The following is a 17,063-nucleotide window of genomic DNA, read 5'->3' as shown; positions in this document are numbered from 1 at the left end:
CGCCCCGGAGCATCGGTTGGCGCGACATCCCCGTCTCCCACCCATTGTGGGACCGCGGGCAGCGCGTCGGCCCGGGACTCTGCTTTCATGTGCCTATGACCCAGATGCCCCCGATGCCCCCGGCCACCCCCAGCCATGACGAGGTGGATGATCTGGTGGCGGCCTGGCATCGGGAGCGGGCCGATCTCCCCGTCGAGCCGATGCACATCTGGTCCCGGATCCTGCGGCTGGCCGTCCACCTGGACGAGGCCCGACGGGTGGCGCACGCCCGGCACGGCCTGGAGGGCTGGGAGTTCGACGTGCTGGCGGCGCTGCGCAAGGAGGGCGCCCCCTACACCATGAGCCCCGGGCAGCTGCTCAAGCAGACCCATGTCACCTCGGGCACCATGACCAACCGGGTGGATCGCCTTGTCAGCCGTGGTTTCGTGCGACGTCAGGCCGACCCCAACGACGGCCGGGTGGTGCGGGTGGTGCTCACCGACGACGGGCGGGAAGCCGTCGATGCCGCCCTGGAGGCGCTGCTGGAAGCAGAAGAGAACCTGTTGGCGCACCTGGACGCGGAGAAGCGGGACCGGCTGGCGGCCGCGCTGCGTGGTCTCCTTCTGGCGCAGGGGGATGTGGCCGCGCACTAGCCAACCGCTGGTCGGTGGAGTCCCGGCGTCGCCGTGTCGGATCGCGATCTGCTGATCCGCAATCGCGCAGGGTGCCCGTTTGTGTCCCGGGCCTGGTCACCGGATGGTCCCGCCGGTCACTGTGTTGCGGACCGTGGACGGCGCGCATCGCGTTCCGCCGGGCCCAAGGCGCCAGTCACCGGCTTGCGGAACCCGGGCTTGCCCGGAAAAGCATGGGTCAGTGCGTGTCCATTTCACCAGAAACGGCTCTCAGCGGACGCTTGGCTGCGTTGACTAGCGTGGCCCGTGGCCGACAATTCACCAACGAACGGATTGCCTTGACCACGCTGAGCCTCACCGTCCCCACGGCGCTGATTCCTCTGCAGACCGGCATCGTCGGTCAGCTGATGGGCTGTCTGGAGAGGCTGATGGTAACCATCGGTGCTCCCGGCGCCGCGCTGGCCGTTTTCCTGGAGAATGTTTTCCCGCCGATCCCCAGCGAGGTGATCCTTCCGCTGGCCGGTTTCGCGGCCGGGCAGGGGCATTTCAGCGTCCTCTCCGCGGTGCTGTGGACCACCCTTGGCTCCGTCACCGGAGCGTGGCTGCTCTACTGGCTGGGCCAGGCCCTGGGTGTGGAACGCCTGAAGGCCATCGCGCGGCGGCTTCCGCTGACCGACCCGCAGGACATCGACACCGCCCTGGGCTGGTTCGACCGGCACGGCGGCAAGGCGGTCTTCGTCGGGCGGATGATCCCCGGGGTGCGCTCGCTGATCTCCATCCCGGCTGGCCTGCACCGGATGAGCCCCGCCCTGTTCACGCTGTACACGACATTGGGCAGCCTGGCCTGGAATGCGTTGTTGATCTACGCCGGCTACGCGCTGGGCCACAACTGGGCCCTGGTGGAGGGCTGGGTGGCCCGGGTCCAGGACGTGGTGATGGTGCTGCTGCTGGCCGCCGCGGGCTGGTTCATCACCCGTCGGATCCGTTCCCGACGGCGGCAGCGTGCGGCCGAGTCCCAGGAGTCCGCGCCCGAGCGGGAACTCGTCGACGCCTGACCTGCCCGGACTCCCCGGGCACGGCGCCTGTCGCACGCCCGGCACCGGTAGGCTCGGCCTGTGACCGATACCCTCACCGTCCTCGTTGTCGGGTCCGGTGGCCGCGAGCATGCGCTCGCCCTGGCCATCAGCAAGGATCCCGCTGTCAGCGCCGTGCACGTCGCCCCCGGCAATCCCGGCACCGCGAGCTTCGCCACCAACCACCCGGTGGACCAGAACGATGGCGCGGCCGTCGCCGGACTGGCCCAGGAACTGGGCGCCGACCTGGTGGTGGTCGGTCCCGAGGCCCCGCTGGTGGCAGGCGTGGCCGACGCGGTGCGCGAGGCCGGGATCGCCTGCTTCGGCCCAAGCAGGGCAGCCGCGCAGTTGGAGGGTTCCAAGGCCTTCGCGAAGGAGGTGATGGCCGCCGCCGGCGTGCCCACCGCCGCCGCCCGGGTGTGCGTCACCCAGGAGGAGATCGAGGCCGCGCTGGACGAGTTCGGCGCAACCTACGTCGTGAAGGACGACGGTCTGGCCGCCGGCAAGGGTGTCGTGGTCACCGATGACCGCGATGAGGCGTTGCAGCACGCGCTGGCCTGTGAGCGCGTCGTGATCGAGGAATTCCTGGACGGCCCGGAGGTCAGCCTGTTCGCCATCTGCGACGGCACCACCAGCCGGCCGATGCAGCCCGCGCAGGACTTCAAGCGCGTGGGTGACGACGACCAGGGCCCGAACACCGGCGGGATGGGCGCCTACACCCCGCTGCCCTGGGCGCCGGCCGACATCGTGGAGCAGGTGGACCGGCTGGTGATCCAGCCCACCCTGGCGGAGATGGAGCGCCGTGGCGCCCCCTTCACCGGCCTGCTCTATGCCGGGCTCGCCTTGACCAGCAAGGGAATCCGGGTGGTGGAGTTCAATGTCCGCTTCGGTGACCCGGAGACCCAGGCCCTGCTGGCCCGGCTCAAGACCCCGCTGGGGCAGCTGCTGCACGCCGCCGCCACCGGCGTACTGGCCCAGACCCCCGCGCTGGAATGGGGCAGCGGAGCAGCCGTCGTCGTAGTGATGGCCGCCAATGGTTACCCGGCGAGCGCCGAGGTTGGCGGGCAGATCATCCTGGCCCCCGACACCGAGACGGCGCACACCATCCAGGCCGGCACCGCTGAGCTGGACGACGGCACCCTGGTGGCCAATGGCGGCCGGGTACTGGGCGTCGTCGGCGCCGGCGATGACCTGACCGCCGCCCGCCAGGCCGCCTACGCCCAGGTGGCCGCCACGGACTTCGCGTCGGGCTTCAACCGTACCGACATTGCCCTCAAGGCATCCCAGAACAAGATCAACCACACCGCACCCACCACGGAGAACTGAATGAGCGCCGTCCCCAATGTGTTGGCCAACCGCTACGCCTCGCAGGCGATGCGGGAGATCTGGTCGCCCGAGAACAAGATCAAGTTGGAGCGACGGTTGTGGATCGCCGTGCTGGAGGCCCAGCGTGATCTTGGGGTTTCCTTCGGCGACGATGACCCGCAGGCCGTGATCGACGCCTACCAGGCCAAGATCGACGAGATGGATCTGGGCTCCATCGACGCCCGGGAGCGGATCACCAAGCATGACGTGAAGGCCCGGATCGAGGAGTTCAACGATCTGGCCGGTTACGAGCACATCCACAAGGGGATGACGAGCCGGGACCTGACCGAGAATGTGGAACAGCACCAGGTGCTGGCCAGCCTGCAGCTGGTGCGGGAGCGGATCATCACGGCCCTGGCGATGACCGCGGATCTGGCCGTGCAGTACACGGACCAGGCCATCACCGGCCGGTCCCACAATGTGGCCGCGCAGGTCACCACCCTGGGCAAGCGCTTCGCATCGGCCGTCGACGAGATGTTGGTTGCCCATGCCCGCGTCGACGAGCTGATCAAGCGCTACCCCGGCCGCGGGATCAAGGGCCCGATGGGCACCGCGCAGGACATGCTGGACCTGCTGGACGGGGACACCGCCAAGCTGGCCGAGCTGGAATCCCGGGTGACCCAGAGCTTGGGCTTCGCGTCGGTGCTGGATTCGGTGGGTCAGGTCTACCCGCGCAGCCTGGACTTCGACGCGGTCAGCGCGCTGTACCAGACCTCGGCCGGCCCGAGCAGCCTGTGCACCACGCTGCGCCTGATGGCCGGCAATGAGCTGGTCACCGAGGGCTTCAAGCCCGGGCAGGTGGGCTCATCCGCCATGCCGCACAAGATGAACGCCCGCTCCTGCGAGCGGGTCAACGGTTTCAACGTGATCTTGCGCGGTTATGTCGCGATGACCGAGGGACTGAGCGGCGTGCAGTGGAATGAGGGCGACGTGAGCTGCTCCGTGGTCCGCCGGATCGCCCTGCCCGACGCCTTCTTCGCCCTCGACGGGATGTTCGAGACCTTCTTGACCATCCTGGGCGACTTCGGGGCCTTCCCGGCCGTGATCGGTGCCGAGCTGGAACGCTACCTCCCCTTCCTCACCACGACGAAGGTGCTGATGGCCGCGGTCCGCAAGGGCGTCGGCCGCGAGGACGCGCACGAGGCGATCAAGACCAATGCCGTCGCGGTGGCCCTGGAGATGCGCGAGCAGGGGTTGCGCACCAATGACCTGTTCGACCGGCTGGCCCGGGAGTCGTCGCTGGGCCTGACCCGGGACGAGCTGGAGGCGCTGGTCAGCCAGCCCCTGGAGCTCACCGGAGACGCCGGGAACCAGGTCGCCCGGGTGGCGGCCCGCGTGCAGGAGCTGGTGGCGGCCAATCCCGAGGCCGCCGCCTACCGCCCCGGCTCCGTCCTCTGACGAGGGAAGAACCCGGGCTCCAGTACTGACCGTATCTGGCACCGATACCGGTGCCAGATACGGTCCTTGAGCTTGTCACAGTGTCCTGGCGACTTTCTTGCCTCTCCGAAACCACTCCAACGGTGCACCAGACCCGCTAGGTTCAATCCATGAAGAGCGTCTTCCTGGGCCTGACCACGCTGGACGTGGTGCAGCGGGTGGGGGAGCGGCCGCCCTGGGGCGTGAAGTCCGTGGTGGAATCCACCGAGCTCACCGCCGGTGGACCCGCGGCCAATGCCGCTGTCACCGCCGCGGCCCTCTTGGGGCGTGCGACGCTGATCACCGGGCTGGGCAGCTCACCCGCCGCCCATACGGCCCGGGCCGATCTTGAGGCCCACGGGGTCACCATCATTGATCTTGCAGATCCCAGCTTCACCCTGCCGGTCAGTACCTGTGTGGTGGAGCCGGACGGCACCCGCACCGTCTTCTCCACCAGCGCGCTGCGCACCCGGTTCCAGCTCAATGACGCCGCCCATCGTGCCCTGGCCACGGCCGATGCCCTGCTGGTGGACGGGCACCACCCGGTGGCCGCCGGGATGGCGCTGGGGCTGCTGGCCGATTCGCCCTGTCTCACGGTGCTGGATGCCGGCAGCGTGAAACCCGCGGCGGAGAGCTGGCTCAGCTGGCTGGATGTGGTGGCCGGCTCCGCCGATTACGCCCAGGGACTGGGAGTTGATCTTGCAGGCGCGGTGCGCCACGTGCTGGAGCGGGGCGCCACCGCCGCGGTGATGACCGACGGTGGAGGAAAGATCCTCTGGCGGAACCCGTCGGAGCAGGGGATGGTGCAGCCCCCGTCCGTGTCCGCCGTGGACACCCTGGGAGCCGGCGACGCCTTCCACGGGGCCCTGGTGGCTCATCTGCTGCTCTCCGACGGTGACCTTGCTGCCGCGGTGGCCGCGGCCAGCCGCGTGGCCAGCCTGCGGGTGCAGCACGCCGGCGCGAGGGGTTGGCTGAACCACCTGTCCTGAGCCAGTCCGAGCCCTTGGTGTGGTGCTTCCACGGGCTCGGGCGACATGGGTTGGCCCTCGGCGGGCTCGCGCATCGTGGGGCGGCCTGAGACGCCGTCGTGCCCAGAACCGGGGTCAAAAACATAGTCCATCGGGAAACTCGGTCACGGTGGAGCCGGGGCGCCCGGGACAGGCTCCGGTGCCAGGGGGTGGCCGTAGACAGGTTCGGGCCTGGGGCGGGTGGCATGTGATGGGCTGGGGCCGTGGGTGGCCGGGGCACAAGAAACGGGCGCCGCGGCCAATGGCCACGGCGCCCGAATCCGCGTCGAACCAGAAGAGCTCAGCTCTTCCAGCTGTAGACCAGCATGGAGTACGGGGCCAGGGTCACATTGCCCGAGTACTCGAAGCCATCCTGGTCCTGCTCTTCCGCCGTGATGTCGTAGGCCTCGGCGCTGCCGAAGTGCGGCGAGTAGACGGTGGAATCGGAGTTGAACTTCAGCTCCCATCGGCCGCCGGCCGGCAGTCCGATCCGGTAGTTTCCGCGCACCTGGTCCGAACCGTTGATGACCACCACCACGTCATCATTGGTGCCGTGCTCGCGCCACCGGTGCCAGGCCATCACCTTGAAGTCGTCGTTGGTGTGGAAGATGTTCAGGCCCGGGCCGCGCAGGCCCTCGGTGTCGTCCTGCCAGTTGCGGCGCAGCTGCATCAGGTCGGCGTGCAGCTGCACGATCCCCTGGTAGTCCTCGTTCAGGTTCCAGTCCAGCGGGACCTCGTCGGTGAAGTAGCCACCCTGCAGGAACTCCTGGCCCTGGAAGACCATCGGGATGCCGGGGGCGGTGAGCGCCACCATGGTGCCCAGGGTGGCGCGCTTGGTGGCATACCAACCCTGCTGGTCAATCGGGTTCACGTCGCTGACCGCGCGCTGCTTGCCGTTGGCAACTTCGTCGTGGCTCTCGGTGAAGATCACCCGGCGGAAGGCCTCGCCGTCATAGTTGTGCGCGATGGCCTCCGAGACCTCGCCCAGGTTGCGGTCGGCGTCGTTGTAGGCACGGATGAAGCGACGCATCGGGTGCACGAACTCGGCGTCCCACTGGGCGTGGAAGGCGGCCTGCGCCCAGCCCTCGCCCACCATGTCGTCATGGCCATGCATGTCCTCGGCGATCATGATCTTGCCGGGGAACTTGTCCCGCACCTCGCGGTTGACGGCGCCCATCAGGTCGAAGCCGTCGGGCAGGTCATTGGTGAAGGCATCCTTGGAGCGGATGTAGGCGGTCATGTCCCAGCGCAGGCCGTCGGCGTGGTACTTCTCCAGCCACATCATCGCGTTGTCGCGGATGAAGCGACGCACCTCGGGCCGGCCATAGTCCGGGCGGGCATCGCCCCACGGGGTCTGCGAGCGCCAGTCGTTGTAGAAGTAGATGCCGCCCTTGCCGTTCTCGCTCCACCCGTCGAACTGCCACAGGTCCAGGTCGCTGGGGCCGAAGTGGTTGTAGACCACGTCGATGATCACGGCGATGCCGTTCTTGTGGAACTCGCGGACCAGGGTCTTCAGGCCGTCGGGCCCACCATAGGCGCTCTCGACGGCGAAGATGTGGGCCGGGTTGTAGCCCCAGGAACGATCGCCGGCGAACTCCATCACCGGCATCAGCTGCACCGCGGTGACGCCCAGCTTCTTGAAGTGGTCCATCTTGGCCAGCACGGAATCGAAGTTGCCCACCTGGTCCGCGGGGGTGTTGAAGGAGCCGACGTGCAGCTCGTAGATCACCAGCTCATTGTGCGGGGGGCAGGCGAAGGAGTCGCCCTGCCAGTCGAAGTCGTCATGGTTGTAGATGATCGAATTGCCCACCGAGTTGGTGACCTTGTGGGCGTAGGGATCCACCTTGTCCAGCTCGATGACGTTGTTGGGGTCCTGGCTGTTGACCAGGTGGTACTTGTACTCGTCGCCCACCTTCGCGCCGTCGACGGCGGCGTACCAGTAGCCGTCCTGCTCGGGTTCCAGGGGGTTGGCGTCGTTCTTCCACTCGTTGAAGCTGCCGAAGACCGAGACCTGGCTCGCGTGCGGTGCCCACACCCGGAAGGCAACGCCCCCGTCATAGGGCAGGGCGCCCATGCCATCCAGTCGAGGTTCTTGAGTCATGCGTGCTCCACCTTCCAGGATCTGGTTCTCCGCGTGCTGTGCGGCCCCCGCAAGACTAACCGGTGCCGGTCCGGTGACCCACTTCATCGAAGGCGGCCAAACATGGCGCGGACGCACAAGGTGTTAACTCTTAATCATCCATCGGCGGGATTCTGTTGTGGGATTGACCTCCCGCGTGTGAAATGTTGTCCATGTCCAAGCCATTTGGACGGCGTCACGGCGCGCGAGTGGAGCCCCGTAGGGCTGCCCCCGAGACCATTCGAGCCGTGGCGTTCCTGTTTCCGACGCGCAGCCGCCGTCGAGGCGGACCCGAGAGCCCCCTTGGAGTGATAGCCGTGCCACCCGAGCAGGGGAGCAAGTTCGCCCAGGTGCTCAGCGACGCGATCAAGGCCCGCGGGCTGAGTCTGGAACGGATCCGCCACCGGCTGGAGGAGTCGGGGGTCAGCATCAGCGTCGCCACCCTCAGCTATTGGCAGAATGGCCGGTCCCAGCCCGCGCGGGCGCAGTCCCAGAAGGTGCTGTCCGCCCTGGAGACCGTGCTGGACCTGCCGGCCAACACCCTCACCTCGCTGGCGCCGGTGGCCCACACCCGTCGCCGCTCCGGGAATGGCGCCGAGTTGCAGGTGTTGCCGCATTCCGTGGAGGACGCCCTGGAACACGCCGGGTTGAGCACGCAGGGGCTGCGCACCATCAGCACCCACGTCACGCTCTCGGTCACTGCGCAACGCGGCTATTCCTCTGAGGTGGTGCGCAAGGTGGTGCAGTGCCTGGTGCCCGGGACCCGCAGCTTTCCCGTCGTGGTGGCCGACGCCGGGCTCGCCGACGGCCGGGGGCAGGAGGTGCAGGGTCTGTCCAACTGCACCACTGGGCGGCGCTTCCATGTGCCCGAGGACAACCTGGTGCTCACCGAGATGCTGCTGCCCCGGCCGCTGCGCCAGGGTGAGCTGTTGATGCTGGAGTACCTGACCACCTTCGAGCCCGGGCCCCGTCCGGGCGAGGACACCAAGTCACTGGGGCTGGCGGTGCAGCGGATGAACGTGCTGGTGATGGAGGTGCACTTCTCCGAGCGGAACCTGCCGTCGCGGGTGGTGGCCTGCACCGGGGCCGCCCCCGAGGACCTGGCGGACGAGATCGATCTGGACGTGCCGGGCGCGGTGGACCTGCCGGTGGACGGGGGTCTGGCACAGATGGTGCACGTCGATGTGCAGCCGGGGGTGTACTTCCTGCGCTGGGAATGGTGAACCCGCGGCCCGAATTTGGTCATAGGGTGTCTGCGTGAGCCAGTACACCAGCCTTGACCTGCCCCTGATCCATGCCGGAAAGGTGCGCGAACTCTACGCGTTGCCGGCCGACGACCGGATGCTGATGGTGGCCACCGACAACATCTCCGCCTACGACTTTGTGCTCACCCCCAGCATTCCGGACAAGGGTGTGGTGCTGACCCAGCTCTCGCTGTGGTGGTTCGACCAGTTGCGGGAGTTGGTGGACAACCACGTGCTGTCCGCGGACCCGACGGGTGAACTGGGGGCCGACCGGGCCGCGGCGGTGCGCGGCCGGGCACTGGTCTGCGAGAAGCTGGAGATGGTCCCCGTCGAGTGCGTCGCCCGAGGCTACCTGACCGGCTCCGGCTGGGCCGAGTACCAGGCCAGCCGGACCGTCTGCGGGATTCCGCTGCCCGACGGGTTGCAGGACGGCTCCCGGCTGCCCGAGCCGATCTTCACCCCCGCCACCAAGGCGGAGCTGGGGGAGCACGACGAGAATGTCGACTTCGAGACCATGTGCCGCACCACCGGCGTCGAGCTGGGCAACCAGCTGCGGGACCTGACGCTGGGCATCTATGCCCGGGCCGAAGAGATCGCGCGGGAGCGGGGGATCATCCTGGCCGACACCAAGTTCGAGTTCGGCCGTCGCCCCGACGGCACCATCGTGCTGGCCGACGAGGTGCTCACCCCGGACTCCTCCCGCTTCTGGGATGCCGACGGGTGGACCCCCGGCGGGCAGTTGGCGAGCTTCGACAAGCAGTTCGTCCGGGACTGGCTGACCAAGGAGTCCGGCTGGAGCCGCAGCAATGACGCGCCGCCGCCCGCCCTGCCCGCCGACATCGTCGAGGCCACCCGGGCCCGCTACCTGGAGGCCTACGAGAAGCTCACCGGGGCGGAACTGCAGCTGGGCTGAGCGCCCTTTTGGCGAGTGATCGCAGCCTGACCCGGCTCCGAACCACTCCCGGCGCCAAAGTTGGCAGCCATTTGGGACTTTGAACGTGTCCAATCGATTTCTGTGTCCACAGGAGCGCCAACTTTGGCGCCCGGTCGGATCCTTGGACGGTTGACCGGCATCTTGAGGCGGGTGCAAAGGGCAAGAGCCCAACCACGGGGCCGAGCCTGTCGAGGCCTTGGCCTCAGCCCTTCACGCCCGGGCCAGCAAGCCCAGCCCGCCCAGCACCAACGCCACGCCGACGCCCATCAGCCAGGTGAAAGGCTCGCCCAAGACGAAGACTGCCAGCAGGTTGGCTACCATCGGCTCGGCCAGCGCCAGGGTGGCGGCGGTGGCCGCGTCAATGCTGGCCATCCCGCGCTGGTAGAGCAGATAGGCCAGGGCGGTGGCCATCACCCCGAGCCAGGCCAGCACCAGCAGGTTGCGCGGATGGCCGGCGAAGGTCAGGCTCTGCCCCAGCATGGGGGCCAGCAGGACCAGGGCAGACAGGGTGAAGATGGCGGCGGTGCTGGTCAGTCCGTCGACGCCGGCCTCGGCCACCTGCCGCCCGGCGACGGTGTAGCAGCCGAAGGCGCAGCCGGCCACCAGCGCCAGCGCCAGCCCCAGCGGCGCCGGCGGTTCGGCGCCGCCACCCACCAGCAGGGCCGCCCCGGTCAGGGCCAGACCGGTGGCCAGCGCCCAGCGCCGGGAGGGTCGCAGGCCGCGCAGGGCCCAGCTCGCCAGCCCGGCGAAGCAGGGGGAGGTGCCCAGGACCACCAGGGTGCCCACCCCCACCCCGGCCAGCGACACGGCGGCGAAGAAGGTCAGCTGGTAGAGCGCGACGCACAATCCCGCCAGCAGCAGCCAGCCGATGGTGCCGCGGCCCAGCCCGCGCAGCCGCCCGACGACGCCACGGGGGAGGGCGAACAGCAGCAGCGCTGCGGCCCCGATGCAGGAGCGCAGCCCGCCGACGGCCAGCGGGGCGGGGGAGCCGGTCAACAGCGCCTGGGAAGTGCCGGTGGTGCCCCACAGCACCGCGCCGGACAGGGCCAGGATGGCCCCGGTGAGCGGGCCGCTGCTGGTTCGGATCACGGCCGTCACCCTAGGCGCTCGCCCTCCGGGCTTGGGTGCACGTCGGCTGGCGAGACGCCCGACATCAAGTGACTTTCCTCACACTTTTTTCGCCAGAGGTCTTCCCTTCGACCCATCGGCTCTGTAAATATGAATGCTATTCATTTCGTTAGTCAGCCGGTCGACGTCGACCACCAGCGAAGGGGATCCGATGACCACACTGCAGAACTTCATCGACGGCACGTTCGTCGACGCCCACGGCAGCCAGACGATTGACCTTGTGGACCCGACCACCGCGCAGGTCGTGGCCCAGTCCCCGGTCAGCGACCGGACCGACGTCGACGCCGCCTTCGACGCCGCCCAGCGAGCCTTCCGGGCCTGGCGGCGCACCACGCCGGGCGAGCGACAGGGCATGCTGTTGCGTCTGGCCGACGCCGTGGAGGCCGCCAGCGACGAGCTCGTCGCGGCGCAGCGCCGCAACACCGGCCAGCCGGCCGAGCAGATCGCGGTGGAGGAGGTGGCCACCGGAGCCGACCACCTGCGCTTCTTCGCCGGAGCGGCCCGCCTGCTGGAGGGACGCGCCGCCGGCGAGTACTTCGGGGAGAACACCTCCTATGTCCGGCGGGAGCCGATCGGCGTCGTGGCCCAGGTGACGCCCTGGAACTATCCCCTGATGATGGCCATCTGGAAGCTGGGGCCGGCCCTGGCTGCCGGCAACACCGTGGTGCTGAAGCCGTCGGACACCACCCCCGAGTCCACCCTGGTGCTGGCCCGGCTGGCCGGTGAGATCTTCCCGGCGGGCGTGGTCAACGTCGTCCTGGGGGATGCCTCCACCGGCCAGCTGATGACCGAGCACCCCACCCCGGCGATGGTCGCCATCACCGGATCGGTCCGGGCCGGGCGGGCCGTGGCCACGAGCGCCGGCGGCCAGCTGAAGCAGACCCACCTGGAGCTGGGCGGCAAGGCCCCGGCCGTCGTCTTCGCCGACGCGGACCTGGCGCACACCGCCGAGCAGCTGGTGGCCTTCGGCACCTTCAACTCCGGCCAGGACTGCACCGCCGTCACCCGGGTGCTGGTGCAGGACAGCGCGCACGACGAGCTGGTCAAGCACCTGGTGGCCGCCGCCGAGGCCACCACCACCGGCAGCACCGACGGCAGTGAGGACTTCGGCCCGCTGAACAATGTCCGCCACTTCGACGAGGTGGTGGCCAAGCTGGGCCGGGTGCCGGAGCATGCCACCGTGCTGACCGGAGGCCAGCCCCTGGGCCGGGAGGGCTACTACCTCCCGGCCACCATCATCGACGGCCTCCAGCAGGACGACGAACTGGTGCAGGCTGAGACCTTCGCCCCGGTGCTGACCGTGCAGACCTTCACCACGGAGGAGGAGGCCATCGAGCTGGCCAATGGCGTGGACTATGCCCTGGCCTCCAGCGTGTGGACCAGTGACCACGGCACCGCGATGCGGGTCAGCCGGGAGCTGGACTTCGGCTGCGTCTGGGTGAACACCCATGTGCTGCTGGCCGCGGAGATGCCGCACGGCGGCTTCAAGCAGTCCGGCCACGGCAAGGACCTCTCGCTCTACTCCGTCGAGGAATACACCCGGGTCAAGCACGTGATGCACAACCTGGAGCGCTGAGCCCCAGACCATCCGTCCGCGCCCCGGCCGCCCGTCCGGCCGGGGCCCACCAGCAAGGAGCACTGCAATGACGCAGCTCACGCCGGTCGTCGAGGAGAAGGGGCTCAAGGCCGAGAGCCTGGGGCTGGCCGCGGTCATCGCCATCGGCCTGTCCACCGTCGCCCCCGCCTACTCCATGACCTCAAGCCTGGGGCCCACCGCCCTGGAGATCGGTACCCAGGTGCCGGCCATGCTGTTGCTCGGATTCATCCCGATGTTCCTGGTGGCCATGGCCTACAAGGAACTCAACGACGAGATGCCGGACAGTGGATCCAACTTCACCTGGTGCTCCTCGGCCTTCGGGCCGTGGGTGGGGTGGATGGGTGGCTGGGGTTTCATCGCCGCCAATGTGATCGTGCTGTCCAGCCTGGCCGGGGTGGCGGTGGACTTCTTCTATTCCTTCCTGGGCACCATCACCGGCTCCGAGGCGGTCGCCAACCTCACCAACATCACCTGGGTCAACATCGTCACCTGTCTGGCGATCATCGCCATCAGCACCTGGACGGTGCTGCGCGGCATCGAGACCACCGCGTGGGTGCAGTACGTGCTGATGGGCCTCCAGATCGGCGTGCTCCTGCTCTATGCAGCCATGGCGCTGCACAAGGCGTGGCGGGAGGGCTTCCCCCACGAGGTGCCCAGCGTCCACTGGATGAACCCCCTGGCGGCGGGCAGCTTCTCCGCCGTGGCGGCGGCCGTCAGCCTGACCATCTTCCTGTTCTGGGGCTGGGATGTCTGCCTCACCCTGAGCGAGGAGACCAAGGGTGGGGCCCGGATCGCCGGCGTCGGGGGCACGGCGTCGGCCGTGATCGGGCTGTGCATCTACCTGGTGCTGGCCTATGCCACCATCGCCTTTGCCGGGGTGGGCACCGACGAACACGGCCTGTCCAATGTGGACAACGCGGACAATGTCTTCCTGCACCTGGCCCAGCCGGTGATGGGCAAGTGGTCCTTCCTGCTGGTGCTGGCCATCTTCTCCGCCTCCACCTCATCCCTGCAGGCCACCATGAGCGGCCCCTCCCGGGCACTGTTCGCCATGTCCCACTACCGGGCCCTGCCGCCCTTCCTGCAGAAGGTGGACCTGGCCCGCGGCACCCCGTGGGCCGGCATCCTGGCCTCGGCCGTGGTCTCGGGCAGCTTCTACATCGGGATGCGGCTGGTCTCCACCAGCGTGCTCAATGACACCATCGCCACGCTGGGCATGATGGTCTGCTTCTACTACGCCCTGACCGCCTTTGCCTGCGTCTGGTACTTCCGCAAGCGGGCCCGCACGCCCAGCCAGATCCTGCTGCGGCTGGTGATGCCGGCCGTCGGCGGGCTGCTGCTGGCCGTGGTCTTCCTGCGGGTCAGCATCGACGCGATGGACCCCAACTTCGGCTCCGGCTCCCAGGTTGGTGGGATCGGTCTGGTCTTCCTGATCGGGATCGGGATCCTCGCCATGGGCGTGGTGCTGATGCTGATCACCCGCTTCATCGACCCGACGTTCTTCCGCGACGGCCTGGTCTGGAATGGCGTGGACCCGGCTGCGGAGCTGGCCGAATGAGCGCCCGGTCAATCCTCCTGATGCGCCACGGGGGCGGGTTGCAGGCCCCCCACCAGGGCCCGCAGGCCCAGCTCGAAGGCGTCGTCGGAAGCCCGACGGGTGCTGCCGGCGCGCGTCAGCCGGGCGCGAGCCGCCGCGGTGAACCGGGGCGCGGCCTCGGCCGCGGAGCCGGGTTCGAAGATGTCGGCCGGGGCGTCCAGGTCCAGGGCCGAGCCGAAGACGAAGGCCTCCACCGCGACGATCACATCCACCGCCTGTTCGGGCTGCCAGCCGGCGCGCAGCAGGCCGTCGAGCACCGCCTCATACATGGCCAGGGTGACCGGCGCGTCGGCCACCGGCTGCACCGCCATCACCGGCGCCAGCATCGGGAAGGGCGCATAGGCCTCGCGATAGGAGCGGGCCCAGGTGAGCAGCGCCTCCCGCCAACCCTGCCGGGCGAAGCAGTCCACGTCGATGGCGGTGTTGATCTGTTCCTGCATCCACATCATCACCACCGCCTTGGAACTGGCGTGGTTGTACAGCGCCGAGGCCCGCACCCCCAGCGCCCGCGCCAGGCCGTTGAGGCTGAAATTGCGGCTTCCCTGGTCCGTCACCATCCGCAGCGCCTCGGCGGTGATCCGCTCCCGGCTGAGCACCGGTGCGCTGGGGCGGCCGGGGCGTCGGGCCGGCGACGTGATCTGTTCCACCCCCTGATCCTACGAATTTCGACACACATCACAGGAGAGAACCATGACCAATGAGACGATCCAGACCGTGAATGACGCCAATCGGGCCCCCGAGCCCCTGGCGGTGGACGTTGCCGTCGTCGGTGCCGGCCCCGCCGGGCTCACCACCGCCCGTCGGCTCACCCAGGCCGGCAAGTCCGTCGTCGTGCTGGAGGCCCGGGACCGGGTGGGCGGTCGGACCTGGTCCAACCGGGTGGACGGGGCCTTCCTGGAGCTCGGCGGCCAGTGGATCTCGCCGGACCAGACCGCGCTGATCGCCCTGGTGGACGAGCTGGGGCTGGAGACCTTCCAGCGCTACCGCGAGGGCGACAATGTCTACCTGGCCCCGGACGGCACCCGCCACCTCTACCGGGGGGACATGTTCCCGGCCGGGCCCGAGGTGGAGGCCGAGATGGCCCGGATCACCGCGGAGCTGGACCGGCTGGCCGCCGGGATGGACCCGGACAAGCCGTGGGAACACCCGCAGGCCCGTGAGCTGGACACCATCTCCTTCCACCACTGGCTGCGCCAGCAGTCCGCCAATGAGGAGGCCTGCAACAACATCGGCATCTTCATCGCCGGCGGCATGCTGACCAAACCCGCCCACGCCTTCAGCACCCTGCAGGCCGTGCTGATGGCCGCCTCCGCGGGCTCCTTCTCCAACCTGGTGGATGACTGCTTTATCCTGGACCGACGGGTGGTGGGCGGCATGCAGTCGGTCTCCCTGACCATGGCCGAGCAGCTGGGCGACGTCGTGCGGCTCAACCAGCCGGTGCGCACCATCCAGTGGGATGAGCAGGGCGCGACGGTGATCAGCGACGGGCTGCGGGTGCGCGCCCGGCAGGTGGTGTTGGCGGTGCCGCCGAACCTCTACCACCGGATCAGCTATGAGCCGCCGATGCCGTGGCGCCAGCACCAGATGCACCAGCACACCTCGCTGGGCATCGTGATCAAGGTGCATGCCGTCTACTCGACGCCCTTCTGGCGCGAGGCGGGGCTGTCCGGCACCGGCTTCGGCGCCGCGGAGATCTCCCAGGAGGTCTACGACAACACCAACCACGGCGACCAGAAGGGCACCCTGGTGGGCTTCGTCTCCGACGAGCGGGCCGACGAGCTCTTCGGCCTGCCCGCGGACCAACGGCGGGAACTGATCCTGCGCTCGCTGGCCAACTACCTGGGTGAGCAGGCGCTGCACCCGGAGGTCTACTACGAAAGTGACTTCGTCAGCGAGGAATGGACTCGCGGGGCCTACGGCGCCAGCTACGATCTGGGTGGCCTCCATCGCTGGGGGCCCTACCACCACGACCCCGTGGGCCCGATCCGCTTCGCCTGCTCCGACATCGCCGGGGCCGGCTTCCAGCACGTCGACGGAGCGGTCCGGATGGGTGAGCGGGTGGCCGCCGAGATCATCGACGAGATCCAGAACTGACCAGGAGAACCAACCGTGACCACCCGATACCTCGTTGCCTGGGCCGGTGACCGGCACTGCGGCGACGCCCTGCGCCTGGGCGCCGTGCTGGCCAAGACCTTCGACGCCACCCTGGACGTGATCTACGTCGCTCGCACCGGCGGCGGCCTGGCCGCGGCCCAGGCGGGGGAGCGGGCCTTCGAGCAGGCACTGATGGCCGAGGCCAAGGCCAAGATGCGCAGGGCCGCGGCCGAACTGCCCGAGGGGCTGGATGTGCAACTGCACGTGCTGCGTTCCCCGTCGGTGGCCGCCGGGATCCTGCAGGCGGTCAAGGAGCTGGACTCGGACCTGCTGGTGATCGGCACCGGCCACGGCGGCGGGATGCCGGTGATGTCCCAGGTGGCCAGCACCATCCTGCACGCCAGCCCGGTGCCGGTGGCCCTGGCGCCGCGCGGCTATGCCAACACCAGCCATGACCGGCTGGACGAGATCGCCTGCGCCGTGGGCACCCGGGCCGGGGCGCAGGTCGTCGTCGACGACACCCTGTCGGCGGTGCTGCGCACCGGGGTGAAGCTCAAGCTGATCTCCCTGGTGGAGCTGGGCACCGACGCCAAGGCCTCGGCCGAGGCCCGGGCGGCCGCCACCGCCGCCATCGAGGCAGCACGGGACACGGTGGCCGGCCGGGCACCCGTCGAGCTGGTGGTGGCCGAGGGGCGCAATGCCACCGCGGCCATCCACTCCGTCGACTGGAACCCGAACAGCGTCGTGATGGTGGGCTCCTCCCGGCTGGCGGCCGGGCGGCAGACCTTCCTGGGCAGCATGGCTGCCCGGATGCTGGCGGCGCTGCCGGTGCCGATGATCGTGGTGCCCGCTCCCGGGCAGCATCGCTGACCCAATCG

At 69.1% G+C, this 17,063-nt stretch carries 13 protein-coding genes and 1 pseudogene; 11 read left to right on the top strand and 3 right to left on the bottom strand.

The features are described 5' to 3' along the window. Positions 1–95 precede the first annotated feature (95 nt). The 5 genes from AAEX60_RS15500 (at position 96) to AAEX60_RS15480 (ending at position 5,454) form a co-directional block, all read left to right on the top strand. Complete coding sequence (locus AAEX60_RS15500; RefSeq protein ID WP_342104739.1) at positions 96–632, top strand: MarR family winged helix-turn-helix transcriptional regulator; 537 nt, start codon at positions 96–98, stop codon at positions 630–632. A 317-nt stretch (positions 633–949) separates the two neighbouring features. After that, positions 950–1,666, top strand: a complete 717-nt coding sequence (locus tag AAEX60_RS15495) for a DedA family protein (RefSeq protein ID WP_342104737.1) — start codon at positions 950–952, stop codon at positions 1,664–1,666. A gap of 60 nt (positions 1,667–1,726) precedes the next feature. After that, positions 1,727–3,010, top strand: a complete 1,284-nt coding sequence (purD, locus tag AAEX60_RS15490) for a phosphoribosylamine--glycine ligase (RefSeq protein WP_342104735.1) — start codon at positions 1,727–1,729, stop codon at positions 3,008–3,010. Further along, on the top strand, positions 3,011–4,447 hold the full coding sequence (purB, locus tag AAEX60_RS15485; RefSeq protein WP_342104733.1) for an adenylosuccinate lyase: 1,437 nt from the start codon (positions 3,011–3,013) through the stop codon (positions 4,445–4,447). Between the two features lie 149 nt (positions 4,448–4,596). Beyond that, on the top strand, positions 4,597–5,454 hold the full coding sequence (locus tag AAEX60_RS15480) for a carbohydrate kinase family protein (RefSeq protein WP_342104732.1): 858 nt from the start codon (positions 4,597–4,599) through the stop codon (positions 5,452–5,454). A 319-nt stretch (positions 5,455–5,773) separates the two neighbouring features. Here AAEX60_RS15480 and AAEX60_RS15475 read toward each other — a convergent pair whose 3' ends face one another. After that, on the bottom strand, positions 5,774–7,573 hold the full coding sequence (locus AAEX60_RS15475; RefSeq protein WP_342104730.1) for an alpha-amylase family glycosyl hydrolase: 1,800 nt from the start codon (positions 7,571–7,573) through the stop codon (positions 5,774–5,776). Positions 7,574–7,908: 335 nt separating this feature from the next. Here AAEX60_RS15475 and AAEX60_RS15470 point away from each other — a divergent pair, with 335 nt between their 5' ends. Beyond that, positions 7,909–8,814, top strand: a complete 906-nt coding sequence (locus tag AAEX60_RS15470; RefSeq protein ID WP_342104728.1) for a hypothetical protein — start codon at positions 7,909–7,911, stop codon at positions 8,812–8,814. A gap of 34 nt (positions 8,815–8,848) precedes the next feature. Then, a pseudogene (locus AAEX60_RS15465) lies at positions 8,849–9,736 on the top strand (phosphoribosylaminoimidazolesuccinocarboxamide synthase); the annotation flags it as partial. A 243-nt stretch (positions 9,737–9,979) separates the two neighbouring features. Here the strand turns inward: AAEX60_RS15465 and AAEX60_RS15460 are convergent. Then, positions 9,980–10,858, bottom strand: a complete 879-nt coding sequence (locus AAEX60_RS15460) for a DMT family transporter (RefSeq protein WP_342104727.1) — start codon at positions 10,856–10,858, stop codon at positions 9,980–9,982. Positions 10,859–11,048: 190 nt separating this feature from the next. Between AAEX60_RS15460 and AAEX60_RS15455 the strand changes: the two genes are divergently transcribed. Further along, complete coding sequence (locus tag AAEX60_RS15455) at positions 11,049–12,473, top strand: gamma-aminobutyraldehyde dehydrogenase (protein WP_342104724.1); 1,425 nt, start codon at positions 11,049–11,051, stop codon at positions 12,471–12,473. Positions 12,474–12,540: 67 nt separating this feature from the next. Continuing rightward, on the top strand, positions 12,541–14,052 hold the full coding sequence (locus AAEX60_RS15450; protein WP_342104721.1) for an APC family permease: 1,512 nt from the start codon (positions 12,541–12,543) through the stop codon (positions 14,050–14,052). A gap of 8 nt (positions 14,053–14,060) precedes the next feature. Here AAEX60_RS15450 and AAEX60_RS15445 read toward each other — a convergent pair whose 3' ends face one another. Then, positions 14,061–14,738: a TetR/AcrR family transcriptional regulator C-terminal domain-containing protein gene (locus AAEX60_RS15445; RefSeq protein ID WP_342104718.1), complete on the bottom strand. Its 678-nt coding sequence runs from the start codon at positions 14,736–14,738 to the stop codon at positions 14,061–14,063. Between the two features lie 43 nt (positions 14,739–14,781). Between AAEX60_RS15445 and AAEX60_RS15440 the strand changes: the two genes are divergently transcribed. Continuing rightward, positions 14,782–16,185 (top strand): flavin monoamine oxidase family protein, encoded by a 1,404-nt coding sequence (locus AAEX60_RS15440; protein WP_342104715.1) that lies wholly within the window; start codon positions 14,782–14,784, stop codon positions 16,183–16,185. A gap of 15 nt (positions 16,186–16,200) precedes the next feature. Further along, entirely contained in the window at positions 16,201–17,055 is an 855-nt protein-coding gene (locus AAEX60_RS15435; protein ID WP_342104712.1) for a universal stress protein, read from the top strand. The last annotated feature ends 8 nt before the right edge of the window (positions 17,056–17,063 follow it).

Origin of the sequence: Luteococcus sp. H101, assembly GCF_038433155.1 — a bacterium.
Classification (GTDB): Bacteria; Actinomycetota; Actinomycetes; order Propionibacteriales; family Propionibacteriaceae; genus Luteococcus.
This window is presented reverse-complemented; position numbering and strand designations above follow the sequence as displayed.

Coding starts and splice junctions, on each gene's coding strand:
- AAEX60_RS15500 (WP_342104739.1), top strand. CDS start 96: ATGACCCAGATGCCCCCGATGCCCCCGGCCACCCCCAGCCATGACGAG.
- purB (WP_342104733.1), top strand. CDS start 3,011: ATGAGCGCCGTCCCCAATGTGTTGGCCAACCGCTACGCCTCGCAGGCG.
- AAEX60_RS15480 (WP_342104732.1), top strand. CDS start 4,597: ATGAAGAGCGTCTTCCTGGGCCTGACCACGCTGGACGTGGTGCAGCGG.
- AAEX60_RS15475 (WP_342104730.1), bottom strand. CDS start 7,573: ATGACTCAAGAACCTCGACTGGATGGCATGGGCGCCCTGCCCTATGAC.
- AAEX60_RS15455 (WP_342104724.1), top strand. CDS start 11,049: ATGACCACACTGCAGAACTTCATCGACGGCACGTTCGTCGACGCCCAC.
- AAEX60_RS15450 (WP_342104721.1), top strand. CDS start 12,541: ATGACGCAGCTCACGCCGGTCGTCGAGGAGAAGGGGCTCAAGGCCGAG.
- AAEX60_RS15440 (WP_342104715.1), top strand. CDS start 14,782: ATGACCAATGAGACGATCCAGACCGTGAATGACGCCAATCGGGCCCCC.